This window comes from Vibrio sp. 10N.286.51.E5 (assembly GCF_041469125.1).
Classification (GTDB): Bacteria; Pseudomonadota; Gammaproteobacteria; order Enterobacterales; family Vibrionaceae; genus Vibrio; species Vibrio crassostreae_C.
Genome location: NZ_JBFRJZ010000033.1, coordinates 34,520 through 51,720, shown reverse-complemented (window position 1 = coordinate 51,720; position 17,201 = coordinate 34,520). Strand labels below are relative to the sequence as shown.

The 17,201-nt window shown below is 45.0% G+C and carries 17 protein-coding genes; 3 read left to right on the top strand and 14 right to left on the bottom strand.

Annotation, left to right across the window (positions count from 1 at the left end):
* Positions 1-275: 275 nt before the first annotated feature.
* Positions 276-647 carry a YijD family membrane protein gene (locus AB4161_RS12985; RefSeq protein WP_017061049.1) on the bottom strand — a complete coding sequence of 124 codons (372 nt, stop codon included), beginning with the start codon at positions 645-647 and terminating at the stop codon, positions 276-278.
* Positions 647-1,288, bottom strand: a complete 642-nt coding sequence (gene fabR / locus AB4161_RS12980; RefSeq protein WP_010438693.1) for an HTH-type transcriptional repressor FabR — start codon at positions 1,286-1,288, stop codon at positions 647-649. Before fabR ends, AB4161_RS12985 begins: the two co-directional genes overlap by 1 nt.
* Positions 1,289-1,615: 327 nt before the next feature.
* Here fabR and sthA point away from each other — a divergent pair, with 327 nt between their 5' ends.
* Positions 1,616-3,016 (top strand): Si-specific NAD(P)(+) transhydrogenase, encoded by a 1,401-nt coding sequence (gene sthA, locus AB4161_RS12975; protein ID WP_017061048.1) that lies wholly within the window; start codon positions 1,616-1,618, stop codon positions 3,014-3,016.
* A gap of 182 nt (positions 3,017-3,198) precedes the next feature.
* Here sthA and dinF read toward each other — a convergent pair whose 3' ends face one another.
* The 4 genes from dinF to AB4161_RS12955 form a co-directional block, all read right to left on the bottom strand.
* Positions 3,199-4,554, bottom strand: coding sequence for an MATE family efflux transporter DinF (gene dinF / locus AB4161_RS12970; RefSeq protein WP_017061047.1), 1,356 nt, complete (start codon positions 4,552-4,554; stop codon positions 3,199-3,201).
* A gap of 117 nt (positions 4,555-4,671) precedes the next feature.
* Positions 4,672-5,550, bottom strand: coding sequence for a class I SAM-dependent methyltransferase (locus tag AB4161_RS12965; RefSeq protein ID WP_017061046.1), 879 nt, complete (start codon positions 5,548-5,550; stop codon positions 4,672-4,674).
* 97 nt (positions 5,551-5,647) lie between these two features.
* Positions 5,648-6,268, bottom strand: a complete 621-nt coding sequence (gene lexA, locus AB4161_RS12960) for a transcriptional repressor LexA (protein WP_019820514.1) — start codon at positions 6,266-6,268, stop codon at positions 5,648-5,650.
* Between the two features lie 94 nt (positions 6,269-6,362).
* Positions 6,363-6,725, bottom strand: a complete 363-nt coding sequence (locus AB4161_RS12955) for a diacylglycerol kinase (RefSeq protein ID WP_372083421.1) — start codon at positions 6,723-6,725, stop codon at positions 6,363-6,365.
* Positions 6,726-6,945: 220 nt separating this feature from the next.
* On the opposite strand from AB4161_RS12955, the gene plsB reads away from it, so the two are divergent.
* Complete coding sequence (gene plsB / locus AB4161_RS12950) at positions 6,946-9,369, top strand: glycerol-3-phosphate 1-O-acyltransferase PlsB (RefSeq protein ID WP_371725603.1); 2,424 nt, start codon at positions 6,946-6,948, stop codon at positions 9,367-9,369.
* Positions 9,370-9,472: 103 nt separating this feature from the next.
* On the opposite strand, the gene ubiA is transcribed toward plsB, so the two are convergent.
* Both ubiA and AB4161_RS12940 read right to left on the bottom strand, forming a co-directional pair.
* On the bottom strand, positions 9,473-10,327 hold the full coding sequence (gene ubiA / locus AB4161_RS12945) for a 4-hydroxybenzoate octaprenyltransferase (RefSeq protein ID WP_017061043.1): 855 nt from the start codon (positions 10,325-10,327) through the stop codon (positions 9,473-9,475).
* The gene (locus AB4161_RS12940) at positions 10,328-10,870 is read right to left on the bottom strand and encodes a chorismate lyase (RefSeq protein WP_164091128.1); all 543 of its coding nucleotides are present in this window, start codon (positions 10,868-10,870) and stop codon (positions 10,328-10,330) included. It abuts the gene before it with no gap.
* A gap of 162 nt (positions 10,871-11,032) precedes the next feature.
* Here AB4161_RS12940 and AB4161_RS12935 point away from each other — a divergent pair, with 162 nt between their 5' ends.
* Complete coding sequence (locus AB4161_RS12935; protein ID WP_017063771.1) at positions 11,033-11,440, top strand: flagellar basal body-associated protein FliL; 408 nt, start codon at positions 11,033-11,035, stop codon at positions 11,438-11,440.
* Between the two features lie 87 nt (positions 11,441-11,527).
* Here the strand turns inward: AB4161_RS12935 and glpG are convergent, their stop codons facing one another.
* The 6 genes from glpG to ftsY form a co-directional block, all read right to left on the bottom strand.
* Entirely contained in the window at positions 11,528-12,370 is an 843-nt protein-coding gene (glpG, locus tag AB4161_RS12930; protein WP_017063770.1) for a rhomboid family intramembrane serine protease GlpG, read from the bottom strand.
* Positions 12,371-12,428: 58 nt separating this feature from the next.
* The gene (gene glpE / locus AB4161_RS12925; protein WP_017061039.1) at positions 12,429-12,749 is read right to left on the bottom strand and encodes a thiosulfate sulfurtransferase GlpE; all 321 of its coding nucleotides are present in this window, start codon (positions 12,747-12,749) and stop codon (positions 12,429-12,431) included.
* A 440-nt stretch (positions 12,750-13,189) separates the two neighbouring features.
* Positions 13,190-14,047: an RNA polymerase sigma factor RpoH gene (gene rpoH, locus AB4161_RS12920; RefSeq protein ID WP_017055518.1), complete on the bottom strand. Its 858-nt coding sequence runs from the start codon at positions 14,045-14,047 to the stop codon at positions 13,190-13,192.
* A 177-nt stretch (positions 14,048-14,224) separates the two neighbouring features.
* Positions 14,225-15,193, bottom strand: coding sequence for a permease-like cell division protein FtsX (gene ftsX / locus AB4161_RS12915; protein WP_017061038.1), 969 nt, complete (start codon positions 15,191-15,193; stop codon positions 14,225-14,227).
* Positions 15,180-15,857, bottom strand: a complete 678-nt coding sequence (ftsE, locus tag AB4161_RS12910) for a cell division ATP-binding protein FtsE (protein WP_004736585.1) — start codon at positions 15,855-15,857, stop codon at positions 15,180-15,182. Before ftsE ends, ftsX begins: the two co-directional genes overlap by 14 nt.
* A 78-nt stretch (positions 15,858-15,935) precedes the next feature.
* On the bottom strand, positions 15,936-17,198 hold the full coding sequence (gene ftsY, locus AB4161_RS12905; protein WP_104216375.1) for a signal recognition particle-docking protein FtsY: 1,263 nt from the start codon (positions 17,196-17,198) through the stop codon (positions 15,936-15,938).
* Between the last annotated feature and the right edge of the window lie 3 nt (positions 17,199-17,201).

Here is a 17,201-nt window from a genome sequence, read left to right as displayed (position 1 = left end):
GGGTACGGCTCGGGGTACGGGGATGTGTGAGTTTTCATTGTACCCCTGAGGATACCCATGGACAATCAATAAAATCAAAACCATAAAAAACAACACTTTAAGCGCAAAAAGTAGAACCGCACGTACACTGATGGACACTATTATCTATTTACGCACCACATGGAAGCTGGCGTATTCCTAGAGCGTAAAGCGTAAGTATCGCTTTCAGGTCTAAGCCAAACAGCAGATACAAAAAAACGAGCCCATTGGCTCGTTTTTTTAATTTCTAAATCAGCTTAAGCAGTTTTGCCGATAAAGCCGAGTTTCTTACCTACCCATGCAAGAAGCAACATCGCGACAATAATCGCAAAGAAGTTTGAGCCAGCATCAGGGTGTTGTGCCTTCACAAAAGCCGAGTGGCCAAATGCACCTACAAAGAAACAAGCCAAACCTACTAGTGGAATATCTTCAGATACTGGGTTAGTTAGGTACTCTTGGTAAAGTGCTTGTACAGCCAAGACTAAAGCAATCAGTGGGAAAATAGAGAAGCCCACTTCGCTCATTGTTACCCAAGATAACAGAGCATCACCACACACACCGGCAATAACAGCAAGTACGAGTGTCTTTCTTTCTGAACCACGGTTTACAGTATTATTTTCATTCGACATTATTCAATCCCGCCTTTTAATCGGTTACGTTCACGTTCTTTACGATACCAAAAAGCCCCTTTGGCCATCATTCGCAATTGCATGATCAAGCGTTCAGCCAGTTCATCTCGCTGACGTCGATCTAAATCTAATGCTTCTGCCCCTGAGTTGAAGACCAAGATAACGGAGGCTTCAGCTTGAGTAAAAGCTTCGTCTCGTGTCATGCCAGTCGTTATCAAATATTCGGTTAACTCAGCAGAGAAGTGCTGTATCTCACGAGCTACCGCTGCACGAAACTCAAATGAAGTTCCTGAGCGCTCTCGCAATAACAGTCTGAATACGTTAGGGCTGCTTTCAATGAATTCCATAAAGGTTTCAACCGATGTACGAATCACACTGCCTTCTTTTACTATGCGTTGCCTAGCTTGACGCATTAACTGGCGCAGCAGTAAGCCACCTTCATCAACCATGGTTAAGCCAAGCTCATCCATGTCTTTGAAGTGACGATAAAAGGAAGTCGGTGCTATTCCAGCCTCACGAGCGACTTCTCTCAAGCTTAGATTGGAAAAACTACGATCGGCGCTGAGTTGGCTAAATGCTGCATCGATTAAGCTGCGACGAGTTTTTTCTTTTTGCTGTGCGCGAATGCCCATTGGTTTCATACTTTATCAATTTCTTCTTTTACAGCCTAAACAGGCATGTCTAATACTCTATTCAATATAACGCGAATCACTTATTTATATAAGGCACTCTGGTTATATAAGACACTAAACATACCTCTTTGTTCACGTACCGAAGTAAATACGTTCGAAGAAAAAATTTCAATATCCACGCTGTCATTTGGAGACATACGACATACCAAATATTATTTTTTCGATAACACTGCGTGATCCCACCGACTCTCTGATGCCCTTTTCATGTACCCGAGAACAGAATCGGTTAAAATCTCGCTAAAGCAATGTTAATCAAATATAACAAGGAAGATATCTATGCCGCACTCCAACCACTTTGATGTAATCGTAATTGGTAGTGGCCCCGGAGGAGAAGGGGCAGCGATGGGATTAACCAAAGCCGGGTTGAACGTTGCAATCATTGAGAAAGAGAGCAGCGTTGGTGGTGGTTGTACTCACTGGGGAACAATTCCTTCAAAAGCACTGCGTCATGCCGTAAGTCGTATTATCGAATTCAACAGTAATCCGCTGTTTTGTCAGAACAATAAAAGTATTCACTCAACCTTCTCCAACATTCTGGGTCATGCTAAATCAGTCATCGACAAACAGACTCGATTACGCCAAGGCTTCTACGACCGCAACCAGTGCACGTTGGTCTTTGGTACTGCACGTTTTATCGATACCAACACTGTCTCGGTAATGCAAAGCGATGGCACTGAAGAACATTACAGTGCAGACAAATTTGTTATCGCGACAGGCTCTCGCCCTTACCAACCAGATAACGTCGACTTCCTGCATGAACGTATCTACGACAGTGACTCGATTCTTTCTCTTAAACACGACCCGCAACACATCATCATCTATGGTGCTGGCGTTATTGGTTGTGAATACGCGTCGATTTTCCGCGGTTTGGGTGTAAAAACCGATCTTATCAATACTCGTGACCGTCTGTTGTCATTCCTAGACAATGAAACCTCAGATGCACTTTCTTATCACTTCTGGAACAGCGGTGTCGTGATTCGCAACGATGAAACCTTTGAGAAAATTGAAGGCACTGATGATGGCGTGATCATTCACCTAGAGTCAGGTAAAAAGATGCGCGCTGATTGCCTACTGTATGCCAATGGCCGAACGGGTAATACCGATAAACTGAACCTTGGTGCTGTTGGCTTAGAAGCGGACTCGCGTGGGCAAGTCTCAGTAAATACCAATTACCAAACCAATGTTGACCATGTTTACGCTGTCGGTGATGTGATTGGCTACCCTAGCCTAGCAAGTGCTGCTTATGACCAAGGTCGATTTGTGGCTCAAGCAATTGTGAAAGGTGAAGCTGAACGCCACCTTATCGAAGACATTCCAACCGGCATCTACACCATCCCGGAGATCAGTTCTGTTGGTAAAACCGAGCAAGAACTTACCGCAGCTAAAGTACCGTATGAAGTAGGACGTTCTTCATTCAAACACCTAGCTCGTGCTCAAATTGCGGGTAAAGACATTGGTAGCTTGAAGATTCTGTTCCATCGCGAAACCAAAGAGATTTTAGGTATCCACGTGTTTGGTGAGCGTGCCGCTGAAATCATCCATATCGGACAAGCGATCATGGAACAGAAAGGTGAAGCAAATACCATCGAGTACTTTGTGAATACGACCTTTAACTATCCAACGATGGCGGAAGCTTATCGTGTTGCAGCACTCAACGGGCTTAACCGTTTATTCTAGATAAAGAACCAATAGGAGTATTTGACCACCCATAGGCCAAATACATAAACAGCAAGCCATGCGCTTGCTGTTTTTATTTAAGATATTGAATGTTAAGGTATTGATAGTAATTAGATCATGATGTTCTAAATACCCCTTTACCTGTACAGCCTCATTTACTCTCCACAAACAGAGCCCTCGAGCTAAGCGAGAAACTCCCCTTTCTTCCACTGAGAAACAAACAACACACCAAGACCAATTCCGCGCATTGCCATAAAGCTCAGCATCGCTAACCACAGTGCATGGTTCTCTAAACCTGATGCTAAATAGAAAATCGCGAAGAAACTGCAGGTCGCAACAAACATACTATTGCGCATATCCTTGCCCTTAGTTGCTCCAACAAAAATACCATCCAACAAGAAGCACCACATAGACACCAATGGCATTGCGATTAACCACGGTAAATACACCTCGGCTTGACTCTTCACGTCTGGGATTGTGGTGATCATATTGATTAAGCTCGAGCCAACGAGTGCGAACACTATGGTCAGTACCAAACAAATATTGAAGCTCCAGAAGAAAGTTCCAATCAATGACTGGTTCAGCTCATCTTTGTCTTTCGCGCCTATCGCCTTACCGACCATCGCTTCCATTGCGTAGGCAAAGCCATCCATCCCATAAGAGATGATCATCAAGAAACTCATCAACACGGCATTGGCCGCAACAACATCATCGCCAAAGCTTGCACCTTGGAAGGTCATGAAAGTGAAAGTCGCTTGTAGGCATAATGAACGAAGAAAGATATCGCGATTCAATTTCACGAAACGACTCAAACCTTGGCTGGTTTTCTTAAGCAGATCCCATGGCGATGGTAACTGCTTCTTCGCCCAGATTCGGTAAACACAAATTAGGCCAAATGTTAGACCGGCATAATCAGCCATTACAGATGCCAATGCAGCACCTTCCACTTGCCACCCTAAGCCGATAACAAAAACGATATCCAAAACGATATTGGTGATATTGGTGATGATCACCATCCACATTGGCGCTTTGGCGTTTTGAGTCCCGAGCAGCCAACCTAGAATCACAAAGTTAGTCAGCGCGGCAGGTGCACTCCAAGCGCGGATTGAGAAATATTGCTGACCATAGTGCTTAACTTGATCACTGGCGCTACTCAATGAGAAAACTAAATCGGCGACTAAACTGTGTAAAAGTAAAAAGACACCAGCAAACCCTAAGGCCATGGTCACGCCTTGCACAAAAACTAAGCCTAGTTGCTTGCCATCATTCGCACCATAAGATTGTGCAGCTAGCCCTGTTGTCGACATACGCAGGAAACCAAGCAACCAAAAGGTCACGCTGATCATTGTGCCGCCCAGCGCCACACCACCTAAATACCAAGAGTGCTCTAGGTGACCGATAACCGCCGCATCGACTAAGCCCAACAGTGGAACAGTAATATTAGAGAGAACCATCGGGATCGCGAGCAACAGCACTTTTTTATGCATCGCCTGATTGGATAGCGTTTGAAAAATAGTTTGGGGATTAAATAACTTCACGATCACCTCTTAGATTAGAGGCGATAGTTTAACCTAGTGGGTGGGCTTTCACTATGTTGTGGAATTTTACTTATACCGGCTATGTACTCAGTTACTCGAAATACAAAACACCTAGGATTACCACTTAACGAGCACTAACTGCGGCGTTAAACGCTTTTTGACCTGAGAGATCTTACAAAGAAGTCGCTGCCACAATTTCCAACGGTTGCATTTTTGGTCTAGTGGAGAAAACGCTTTTACCCATTGTGCCCATGGCAACCAATTGAGAACACTGTCTATTGGAGAAGATAGGCCATGCGCATACTTTCCTGAACCAAGTTTTTGCCCCAACGTACTTGAGCTTTTATCTCCAGCTAAGACTAAACACGCATGTGCATGAGTAAAGTAGCGACTCAAAGACTGAATGAAGTTCGCCGTCTGCTGTTCATTGCAATCCAGCAGAGCATGTTCACACACCACCATCACCGAGGCTTGTTCTGGAATATTGAGTTCATCCAACCAAGTCAGGTCATCGACAGAACCACACTCCAAACGATAGCGTTCATTTTTGTGGAACAGACGTTGGCGCCACACAAGGTTTTCCGTGACATCCAGCTCAACCCAATGGCAGCGTCCATTATCTAAACGGTAGAAGCGGGTATCGAGCCCTGCTCCAACATTGATGATCCAAGCATCTGGGTTGTGAGATAGAAATTGCTGAACTTGAGAGTCACAAAGTTGAGTCAGTGTTGCGTAGAGAAGTTGTTGTTGGTCTAGCTCGCCAGTAAGACATTCAGGTGCGAGCTGGCAACGCTTGCAGGCTTGAGCTGCGATGGGGTCATAAACGAGACCATCATCGGCTAGGCTTTCACGACTACGAAACCAAAGATGTTGAACGAGGTTGGTCGGAACTTGGAATTCTTGATGTACAGACCCTTGTTCAGAAGAAGCCTTTTGAACAGAGGAGCGCGGCTTACGAGTAAGCGGCTTCATTTGAGGTTTGGTTGGGTTTGGCATCATCATCTTCCTTGTATCTCGACAAAGAAGATGATAATGAATATCAATTACAATGGCAAGTTATTGAGAATAAATATCAATAAGCTATTTGTACTGACTACATCCAGTCGGTGTTGCGAATAATACCAACCGCAAGCCCTTCAATAGACAAGTGTTGAGATTCTAGATCGACATGGATTGGAGAAAACTCTTCATTTTCAGCATGTAACAGAACCGTTGAACCTTTACGTTCTAGGCGTTTTACCGTTACATCATCATCGACACGAGCCACTACAACCTGACCATCGCGTACATCTTGTGTTTTATGAACAGCTAATAAATCACCATCCATAATACCGATGTCTTTCATACTTTCGCCATTTACACGAAGTAAGAAGTCAGCTTGTGGTTTAAACATGCCTGGATCAACTTGGTAATGCATTTCTACATGCTCTTGAGCCAAGATAGGCTCACCAGCGGCAACCTGACCGATTAATGGTAAACCTTGCTCTTCGTTTGCTGCATCTTCAAGCAAAATACGAATACCGCGAGACGCACCCGGGATAATCTCAATCGCTTCTTTACGAGCAAGAGCTTTCAAATGTTCTTCTGCAGCATTAGCAGAACGGAAGCCTAGTTCACGCGCGATTTCTGCACGTGTCGGTGGCATACCGGAATCTTCGATCTTACCTTTGATAAGGTCAAAGACTTGTTGCTGGCGGGGCGTTAACGGCTTCATGATTCACCTGTCTTTTTATACAGTTGACTGTGAGTATATCCAGTAACTGAACAAAAGCAAAGCAATTGGTTGTTTTTAGTTCATTTTTAGCAAATTACAAAAACAGGATCTCTAGCCACACATAACCTGCGAGTGCCAAACAGATGAAAACTGCTGCCGAACCGACATCTTTAGCCATCCCAGAAAGCTCATGATATTCACTGCCGATTCGGTCGACAACCGCTTCAATCGCGGTATTGATTAGCTCGACAACCATCACCAATACCACCGATGAGATCATTAAGATTCGTTCAACTTGGCTTACATCTAGGTAAAATGCCAACGGAATAAGCACGACCGCCATGAACACTTCCTGTCGAAATGCAGCCTCATTTTTAAACGAACTCGTAATGCCTTGCCATGAAAAGCCTGCTGCTTTGATGATGCGTTTGAATCCGGTGTTTGATTTTTTGGTCATTTTTAACCCTATACTCAATCAGTCGATGAATGATTTTCCACAAACTTAACGGCAATATGACTATTTCCATTAAAAGGTTAGACCAGTTTCTGGTATTCTTGCATCGATTAAATTTACGCCTAGGCTTATCCCTATTTCACTCATAGGATTTATCCTTTTTATCAGAGAAATAGAGATACGCTTCAGCACATTGAAATAACTATTGAGGCAGTGAACCTATATGTCTTCTGGACAATCTTTTTCACGTTCATTAATGAAGCTACCTTTATCCGTATTGGTAAAGGGCACATCAATTCCTTCAAACCCTGTTGAGGATTTGAACATTGATTTGAGCAAACCGATTGTATACGCCTTACCGTTTCGCTCAAGTGTCGACATTCTTACATTGCAAAAACATGCACTTGAATTAGGCCTACCTGATCCGTTGAGCAAGCTTGAAATCAACGGCAAATCACTGCAACGCTACGTTTTCATCTCTTCTCGCAAAACTCTGCTGCAAGACGATGATTATGTACCAAGCTCTTCAATTGAAGTGTTCTCTGAATTGCTTTCACTGCACGCCGACGACTCTGAACTCGATGTTCAAGTTATCCCTGCTACCGTTTTGTGGGGGCGCAAACCTGGTAAAGAGAATAACCAGAAGCCTTACCTACAGGCAATGAACGGCTTAGAGAAATCAAAAGCGGTATTGCTAGCCGGTCGTGACTGCTTGGTTCGCTTTAGTCCTGTGGTTTCTCTGCGTTACATGGCCAACTCACACGGCACCGACAGCACCATCGCGCACAAACTGGCGCGCGTGGCACGTATTCACTTCTCTCGCCAAAAGCTTGCAGCATCAGGCCCTAACCTACCAAGCCGCCAAGCTCTGTTTGATCGCCTGTTAAAATCAGAAGCGATCAAAAAAGCGATTGAAGACGAAGCACAAGCAAAGAACATCTCGATCGAGAAAGCGAGCAAAGAAGCTCAAGACATCATGGACGAGATTGCTGCGAACTTCTCTTACTCGCTGATCAAGCGTGGTGAGAAGATTCTTGGTTGGCTGTGGAATAAGTTGTACCAAGGCCTGCATATCAGCAACGCTTCAACGGTTCGTAAGTTGGCTCAAGATGGTCACGAGATTGTTTACGTGCCTTGTCACCGTAGCCACATGGACTACTTACTGCTTTCTTATGTGCTTTACCACGAAGGCATGGTGCCTCCGCACATCGCTGCGGGTATCAACCTGAACTTCTTCCCTGCCGGTCCTATTTTCCGTCATGGTGGTGCGTTCTTTATTCGTCGTAGCTTCAAAGGCAACAAACTGTACTCGACGATTTTCCGTGAATACCTAGCGGAATTGTTCGCTAAAGGTTACTCAGTAGAGTACTTCAGTGAAGGTGGTCGTTCTCGTACAGGTCGTCTACTGCAAGCGAAAACGGGCATGCTAGCGATGACAATCCAAGCAATGCTGCGCGGCATGAACCGTCCGGTGACTTTGGTTCCTGTATACATCGGCTACGAGCACGTGATGGAAGTAGCGACTTACGCGAAAGAACTTCGTGGCAAGCGTAAAGAAAAAGAAAACGCGAGCTTAGTGATTCGTACCATTCGTAAGCTGCGTAACTTTGGTAAAGGCTACGTGAACTTCGGTGAGCCGATTCAACTGAACCAATACCTGAATGAGCACTCACCAGAGTGGACCAAAGACATCGACCCAATGGGCACCAGTAAACCACAATGGATGAATCCAGTGGTTAATGACCTGGCGACCAAAATGATGACGCACATTAACGATGCCGCGGCGACCAACGCATTGACCCTTTGTGCAACCGCGCTATTAGCCTCAAGACAGCGCGCATTGTCTCGTGACTCTTTGGTTTCTCAGATCAATTGCTACCTGTCTCTGCTTAAGAACGTACCTTACTCTGATACATTTACGGTACCAAAAGACAGTGCTGAAGATCTGGTAAAACACGCTGAATCGCTGAACAAGTTCCTAATTGAATCAGACTCAATGGGCGACATTATTTCGCTAGACCGTCACCAGTCAATTCTGATGACCTACTACCGAAACAACATCATTCACTTGTTCGCTCTGCCATCTTTAATTGCCCAGATGACCATTCGTCAGCGCGGTTTATCGATTGAAGCGATTCAAAAGAATGTTGCAGCAATTTATCCGTTCTTAAAGAAAGAGCTGTTCTTAAGCTACGACGAATCACAGCTTGAAGGCGTAGTATCAAACATCATTGATGAACTTGTTAGCCAGGGCATGATTGTTGTGTCTGACAATGAAGTGACGATCAACCAATCGAACAGCCAAGCTCTTATGCTGTTAGGCCGTACGATTTCAGAAACGCTACAGCGCTACTCTATTGCTCTAAACTTGCTGGCAGAGAATCCGGAACTGGACAAATCTGACCTTGAACAGAAAAGCCAAGACATCGCACAGCGACTTGGTCGATTGCATGGTATCAATGCTCCCGAATTCTTCGATAAAGGTGTGTTTGCTTCTATGTTCGCAACGTTGAAGCAGCAACAGTACCTAGATAACGACGGCAACTGCGATTTAGAGAAGACTCAGCAATTCGCTAAGCTTCTTTACTCGATGCTTTACCCAGAAGTCCGTCTGACTATTCAAGAGAGTATTCACCAAGTCGAGTAATTCCTGTATATAGCAGGGCTCTGATAGCAGATTCAACGCGATCAAAAAAGGCACCCAATGGGTGCCTTTTTCTTTAGCATTCGTTAACTCGAAAAGCGGATGCTTACCAGAAGGTAATGAACAAGCCCGCTGTCACTGCCATTCCAACATAGTTATTATTGAGAAAGGCTTGGAAGCATAGGTCTCGATCACGATGGCGCATCAGGTGTTGTTGATACACAAACAAGCTGCCCGCTACCAACAATGCCCAATAGAAGGTATCTCCTAGTTGGTAATGCATGCCTAACGCAATCAGCATCGCTAGGGTGACGAGTTGCAAAGAGCCAACAATCAGTTTATCGAAGCGACCAAATAAAATAGCCGTCGATTTAATACCAATCTTCAAGTCATCATCTCGGTCAACCATCGCATATTGCGTGTCGTAAGCAATCGTCCACAACGCGTTAATCACGAAGACAAACCACACAATGCTTGGCAGTTCATTGGTTTGTGCCGCCCAAGCCATTGGTATCGCCCAACTAAACGCTAAGCCAAGAAACAACTGTGGAAGATGCGTAAAACGCTTCATGAAAGGGTAAATGAACGCCAGACCCACACCAATAAATGAGAGCTTAATGGTCAGTGGATTCATGGTGAGTACCAGCAAGAATGAAACTACGGCTAGCACTAAAAAGAGCAGAATCGCTTCCTTACTGGAAACCAAACCAGACGGCAGTGGACGCTGCTTGGTACGTTTAACATGACCATCTACTTTACGGTCCGCAAAGTCATTGATCACACAGCCAGCTGAACGCATCAACACCACGCCGAGTACAAAAACAACCAAGACATCAAAATCAGGCATACCTTGTGCGGCGATAATCAGTGACCACAAGGTCGGCCAAAGGAGTAATAGGGTACCAATCGGGCGATTCATTCGCGTTAATTGCCAATACGCCTTCGCTTTGGTGGCAAGCATTTACACACTCTCCTTAGAGTAAATGGGTGATGTTGGTAAAAACAGTTCTGCCACAAGCATCGGTTTATGGTTCATCCATAATCGAGAACGACGCGCGAGTAATCGCTCATCGCCTGCGATAACCCAACCGACTTGCAGCGCATCTCGCTCCACGTTCTCAGCACTGAAAACGGTCAATCCAAGCGGGACATTACCTTGTTGAGAAAGGTCTGAGTGCTGATGATCTTCTAATGTGACTCGGGGAATCAAGGTTCGACCTAACACCCACGGTTCGTCATCACCCTTTAAAATCACTTTACGCAGTAAGCAATCAAACGATGATAAAAGATGTTCCTCGTCTTGTTGCAGCATTGAGCGTTCTACAACTTGATTATGAAGCAACTCAACAGACAGGTGCTGACAGCACTTCCCCAACTTGCGGGAAAGAGAACCTTGCTCCATCAGCCACTCTTTGGTGGTTTCATTAGGAAAATCAAATGTTTCTGTACTTTGCCAATCTACATTCATTAACGAATTAAGATACAGCGATATTGGCTGATTCATACTAGTATTCAATAGGTGACTTTACACGTACAATAAAGCTTCAACTTTCGAACAAAATTAAAGCGTTCTTCGAATTGTAAACGTATTTAGATTTAGACCGCTCATTGTAACAAGACTAATGCGTTTCGAATATCGCGAATAAACTAAAGAAAAGTCACAAATATGCACAAACGTTATGTAGCCCAAATATTTCTTGCGATTACCCTACTCTTTTCAGCATCAAGTTTCGCGGAAGAGGAGTCGGCAGCTAAACTCGCCTACTTCACGCTAGAGCCAGACCTGACCACCAATTTTTACACTAAAGGTAAAAAACTGGGCTACATTCAGGTTCGCCTCGACATCATGGTGGCAAATAGTAGCGACTTGGCCGCTATTGAGCATCACCAACCACTGATTCGCGATGCGGTGATTGAATTGCTTGGCAAACAAAACGAAGAAACCATTAAATCTCTATCTGGCCGTGAAGACTTAAGAAAATCCTTAGTTGAACACCTCAACAAGATTTTGCTTCCAGAGACAGGTAAAACCCTGATTGCTGACTTACTGTTTACCAAATACCTTTATCAGTAATGATGTAAAACGAATCCCAATAAAAAAGCGGCTCATCTGACCGCTTTTTTTGTCTCTATCGTTTGGCTACTCATTAGAAGATATGAATTAGCTTCTTGCCGAGCTTGGTGCTTTCATCGCATCGATAAAGCCAATAATCACACCAGCGGCTAGACCAGCTAAATGCGCCGTATTGGCGATAGCCATAAATGGCTGCATGTACCCAAGCACCAACCACACCAACATAAAGCCGACAATCTGTCTTGGGATACCTAAACCAAGTTGTGGCGCCTTCGCACCAACCACCCATAAGTAACCAACCAAGGCATACACAACACCAGACAAACCACCGAAGTTCGCCCCTTCAACCCAATACTGCCCAGCACCTGAAAGCGCAGAAGAGACAGCAAAGATCTGAAGTAGCTTGAGGCTGCCAAGTTTCTTCTCAATGTCTCCACCTAGCTGCCACCACCACAAAATATTAAATGCGATGTGCATAACAGAGAAATGTAGAACGGCATGACTCAACCAACGCCACAGCTGCCATTGCTGTCCATCCACCGCTGGGAAATGTAGGGCATTGAAAATAGCTTGGCCAAAACCGATCTGTTGCAGCGCAAAAATCACCACACACACCAACATCAGGCTTAGTGTCACTGGGCCTGCTTTGGCTTTGATCATGCCCATGAAGCTTGGCGTGTGGTAATGGAAGTTGCTCTTTCTGGTCTCTGCCATGTCCCAAGATGCAGCTTGATAGCGCTTATGATTGGGCTCAGCCAGAAAACGATTCAGCTCAGCTTCGGTTTCAACCTGAAATTGGCCATCAAGAAGCCAAAGAGCAAAACGCCCTTCTCCCTCTGGAGACATCTGAATAGGGATCTGACGAGAGGCCATATAATCAATAAATGCTTGAGCAAGACGTGGATTGTCTAACACCATCAATCTAATCATTGTTACTTCCTATTCATTCTATGAGGGATGCTTGAGGCGGTTCAGGTGATGAAAGTCATTAACCTGCGATCACTGGAAGTTCAGCACGATGCCAAGCTTCGAAACCACCATCAACACTATATACCTCTTCAAAGCCTTGGTTCACTAAATATTGTGCCGCACCTTGGCTACTGATGCCGTGGTAGCACATCACTAAGATAGGTTGTTCGAACTCAACCTCATCCATGAATGACACCATCGTATCGTTAGTCAGGTGGTAGGCTGTTTTTGGGTGGGCAACCGCAAAAGACTGCGGGTCACGTATATCGACAAGTCGAGCTTCGCCTTGTTCGATGAGGGCTTGAGCGCCTTTAACATCGATATGTTTAAACTGGTCCATGACTTTCTCTTTTTATACTGATTTACTTTGCTGCCATTGTAACCTATCCCAAGGCTAACATTCACATCCACTTAATAAGGTTATCCACCAGCGATCACTTTTACACCATTTGTGGATAAATCTGTGAATTGCGTGAATAAAGTGTCTTTTCAAAAATAGATCCACAACATGTAGTAATGATCCTGATCTAACTGTGGGTTAACTGAAACATATCCCCACTCGAAAAACCCCGTCAAAGCCTTACTACACACTGCTTTTAGATAGCTGACGAATAAACTTCTCACAGAGTTATCCACAAAATCATTTTGCAAATTTCGATCGCAAAAGTTGAGAAATCGATCCAAAACAAAAAGGCCGAGATCTCTCGATCTCGGCCTTTTCAAAATTCAGCTATTTGTTAGCTCTACTAGAAAGTAGAAGCTAATAGAAACTAGATGCTATTAGAAATCACCAACGGCTTGTTTCAATTTCTTCATCGCATTCTTTTCTAACTGGCGAACACGCTCAGCTGATATACTGTAGGTATCCGCTAAGTCTTGCAGGGTTGCCTTGTTGTCGTCTAACCAACGTGAGCGAACAATGTGTTGGCTACGCTCGTCTAAGCTTGCTAGTGCTAGCCCTAGGCGATTATTGGTGTGTGACTCCCAGTTAGCCGCTTCAACCGTCTCAGCAACGTCTGACGCCTTGTCTTCTAGGTAGTAAACTGGAGCAGTGTAAGCAGAACCGCCATCGTCATCGTCCATAGGCGCTTCAAACGTCGCATCTTGTGCTGCTAAGCGAGATTCCATCTCACGAACTTCTGAAGGCTCAACACCCAGTTCACGAGCAACCGTCTCAACTTCACCGTTATTGAACCAACCCAAACGCTTTTTAGACTTACGAAGGTTAAAGAACAGTTTACGCTGTGCCTTAGTGGTCGCAATTTTAACGATACGCCAGTTACGTAGAACGTATTCATGGATTTCAGCTTTGATCCAGTGAACAGCAAACGAGACGAGACGAACACCAACTTCTGGATTGAAGCGCTTAACAGCCTTCATCAAGCCGATGTTACCTTCTTGGACGAGATCAGCCATTGGTAGCCCGTAGCCAGAGTAGCCTCTTGCAACGTGCACCACGAATCTTAGGTGGGAAAGGATCAAGCCTTTCGCAGCGTCGATCTCACCTTTGTAATGTAATCGCTCTGCAAGTCCACGTTCCTCTTCAGGAGTCAGCATAGGGTAGCTGTTCGCTGAGCGGATATAGCTATCTAAACTATCTTGTGTGACTAAAGCCATTTGATACGCTTGGTTTGCCATTCGGTTCCTCATCAATCTCTGATCTGGAGTAATACATCTATTAAAACCCTACAATCTTGAACCTAAAATGAACAGGTTTCAAGGAGGGGGAAGTAATTATGCATAATCAATTCGTCTATACAAGGCAAAAACTGGTTAAGAAGTGCCTATTTTTCGTCTAAATATGACTCTATTCACCTAAACTGGTTCAATTTCTTTTAGGTGACGCTGTGCAGAAAGCTTTGCAGCCACACTACCAAGCAGAGTTCCGACGATCAAAAGCAGTAAAGATTCATCCCAACTCAGGCCAATTAAACGGAAGTGGCTGTCGTATAGCTGAGCCAAGTCATCCACCGCGCTGTTCAGCAATACGGTAATCAATGCCGTCATTACCCAAGCGCTAATCGAACCTAAAACGCCAAACCACATCCCAGCATAAAGGTATGGTCGAAGAATGTAGCTGTCGGTCGCACCAATCAGCTTCATGGTTTGAATCTCTTCTTTATGCGCCAACACATTAAATCGTAGTGTATTGCCGATAATCAGAAATACCGCGCCCAGCATCAATACCGTTAAGGTAATCACGATGACAGCCGCTAATGCTTTGATCGCATCTAATCGCGCTAACCAATCTTCGTCTAGGCGAACATCGGTCACTAATTCTTGTTGTTTAACTGTGCCTGCCAGCTCTTTAATTAAGGTATCGCTGTGCACGCTTGGCGTAATCACCAGCACACCTGGCAGTGAATAATCGTCGAGAATGGTTAGGGCGTCTTCAAAACCAGAATACTGGCTGAGGTCTGCAAGCCCTTGCTGCGGAGAAATGTACTCCACGAGCTCAACTTGATCCCAACTTTCGATTTCATCCTTAAGCACCATTACTCGTGGCTCAGGAATACCATCCTCTACATAAGCACTTATTTGTGACGGGCTAGTGACATCTTGCGCCACTTCCCCTACATTTTTACCTAATAGGTACAAACAAGCTGGCATCGCCAACGCCATAGAGATCACCGCAAGGGTCAGTAAGTTGCCTAACGGGCGCTGCCACATTTGCGAGAACGATGACTTGGCTTGTTTCCAGTGAACAACAAAGAAGCCGTCGCTTGAAGCGCGGTTTGCTGCTCGATTAGATTGAGGTTTTTTGATGCGCTTATTCGCGGCCATAGTCTTCAACCTCACTCAAAAATCCTTGGTTTAATTCAAGATGGCGGTACTGAGGGCGAGTGTTCACTAACCCGATATCATGCGTCGCTAGGATGATCGTCACACCTGCGCGGTTGAATTCTTCAAATAATCGCAACACACGGTTAGATAATTCAGGGTCTAGATTACCGGTAGGCTCATCGGCTAAAAGCAGAGTTGGACGGTTAACCACGGCGCGAGCAATACCCACGCGTTGTTGTTCACCACCAGAAAGTTGGCTTGGCAAACAACGGGCTTTATCTAATAAACCGGTTTTATCCAACGCAGCACTGACTCGGCGTTTTATTTCGTTTTCAGAAATAGATTCAATACGCATAGGCAGAGCGACGTTATCGAAAATCGAACGGTCCATCAGCAGGCGATGGTCTTGAAAAACAATCCCAATATTACGGCGTAAGAAAGGAATGTCTTTGGCTGGGATACGAGTGATATCGTGATCGTTGAACCAGACACGTCCATCAGTTGGACGCTCTATCGCGCAGATCAACTTCAGCAAGGTACTTTTACCAGCCCCAGAGTGCCCACCCAAAAAAGCCATCTCTCCACGTTTCAGGTGAAAGTCCACTTTTTGGAGCGCTTGTCTTCCACCTCGGTAGGCTTTACTCACTTGCTGAAATTTGATCACCGAAAATTCCTCTTACGATCACTAATATCAAATTTAAAAACGGTAGCAGATTAAGGATAAACCACTTTGCTACTCGCGTTACTCTTCGCGGCTAAATAGTGCTTCAATGAAGTCTTTAGATTCAAATGGACGCAGGTCATCAATACCTTCACCCACACCAATGTAGCGGATTGGAATCTGGAACTGGTCAGCAATTGAGAAAATTACACCACCTTTCGCCGTACCATCTAGCTTAGTCAGTGTAATACCCGTAACTGGAGCCACTTCACTGAACAACTTCGCTTGGCTGATAGCGTTCTGACCTGTACCTGCATCGAGCGTTAGCATGATTTCGTGTGGCGCAGAGTCATCAATCTTCTTCATTACACGAACGATCTTGCGTAGCTCTTCCATCAGGTTGCTCTTGTTCTGCAAACGACCGGCTGTATCAGCAATCACAACATCAACACCACGAGCCTTCGCTGCTTCAATCGCATCGTAGATAACAGACGCACTGTCCGCACCAGTGTGTTGAGCGATAACTGGCACATCGTTACGCTGACCCCAAACCTGAAGCTGTTCAACGGCTGCAGCACGGAAGGTATCACCCGCTGCTAGCATCACTTTCTTGCCTTCATTTTGGAATTGTTTCGCCAGCTTACCGATCGTAGTTGTCTTACCTACACCGTTCACACCCACCATTAAGATAACGTAAGGTGTTTTAGTGGTATCAACAACCAGTGGCTGTTCCACTTGGCTTAAGATGTCTGCCATCTCTTCTTTGAGCAGACCATAAAGCGCTTCACCGTCTTTTAGGTCATTGCGAGATGCTTTTTCTGTCAGGTTTTCAATGATCTTAACCGTGGTATTCATACCCACGTCAGCAATCAGAAGTTGCTCTTCTAGCTCTTCAAACAGGTCTTCATCGATTTGCTTGCCTTTGAACAGACCAAAGAAACCAGCACCGATGTTTGCTTTAGTGCGGCTTAGGCTGCGCTTAAGACGAGCAAAGAAGCTTTCTGTCGGCTTCTCTTGTACTTCTTCAACCTTAGCTTGAGGAACTGCCACTTCTTCCTGTTCTGCTTCTGCTTCTGCTTCTGCTTCTGCTTCTGCTTCTGCTTCTGCTTCTGCTTCTGCTGCGACAGGTTGCTGCTCTTGTTGAGCTTCTTCAAGCGCTTGCTCAGATTCAGTTGGCTTAACTTGTTCAGCTTCAGGCGCGACCTGTTCAGCCTCAACTTGTGATTCAACTTCAGTTTGATCTTCAACGCTTTCTACGTTCGCTTCATTCTGAGTTTTTGGGCTTTGTTCTTCTTCACCAAAACCAAGCCACGATAATAATCCGCGCTTCTTTTTTTCCGTCATCAG

Bases quoted from the DNA above. Each gene is read 5' to 3' on its own strand.
- AB4161_RS12985 (WP_017061049.1), bottom strand. From the start codon at position 647: ATGTCGAATGAAAATAATACTGTAAACCGTGGTTCAGAAAGAAAGACA.
- fabR (WP_010438693.1), bottom strand. From the start codon at position 1,288: ATGAAACCAATGGGCATTCGCGCACAGCAAAAAGAAAAAACTCGTCGC.
- sthA (WP_017061048.1), top strand. From the start codon at position 1,616: ATGCCGCACTCCAACCACTTTGATGTAATCGTAATTGGTAGTGGCCCC.
- AB4161_RS12965 (WP_017061046.1), bottom strand. From the start codon at position 5,550: ATGCCAAACCCAACCAAACCTCAAATGAAGCCGCTTACTCGTAAGCCG.
- lexA (WP_019820514.1), bottom strand. From the start codon at position 6,268: ATGAAGCCGTTAACGCCCCGCCAGCAACAAGTCTTTGACCTTATCAAA.
- AB4161_RS12955 (WP_372083421.1), bottom strand. From the start codon at position 6,725: ATGACCAAAAAATCAAACACCGGATTCAAACGCATCATCAAAGCAGCA.
- plsB (WP_371725603.1), top strand. From the start codon at position 6,946: ATGTCTTCTGGACAATCTTTTTCACGTTCATTAATGAAGCTACCTTTA.
- ubiA (WP_017061043.1), bottom strand. From the start codon at position 10,327: ATGCTTGCCACCAAAGCGAAGGCGTATTGGCAATTAACGCGAATGAAT.
- AB4161_RS12940 (WP_164091128.1), bottom strand. From the start codon at position 10,870: ATGAATCAGCCAATATCGCTGTATCTTAATTCGTTAATGAATGTAGAT.
- AB4161_RS12935 (WP_017063771.1), top strand. From the start codon at position 11,033: ATGCACAAACGTTATGTAGCCCAAATATTTCTTGCGATTACCCTACTC.
- glpG (WP_017063770.1), bottom strand. From the start codon at position 12,370: ATGATTAGATTGATGGTGTTAGACAATCCACGTCTTGCTCAAGCATTT.
- glpE (WP_017061039.1), bottom strand. From the start codon at position 12,749: ATGGACCAGTTTAAACATATCGATGTTAAAGGCGCTCAAGCCCTCATC.
- rpoH (WP_017055518.1), bottom strand. From the start codon at position 14,047: ATGGCAAACCAAGCGTATCAAATGGCTTTAGTCACACAAGATAGTTTA.
- ftsX (WP_017061038.1), bottom strand. From the start codon at position 15,193: ATGGCCGCGAATAAGCGCATCAAAAAACCTCAATCTAATCGAGCAGCA.
- ftsY (WP_104216375.1), bottom strand. From the start codon at position 17,198: ATGACGGAAAAAAAGAAGCGCGGATTATTATCGTGGCTTGGTTTTGGT.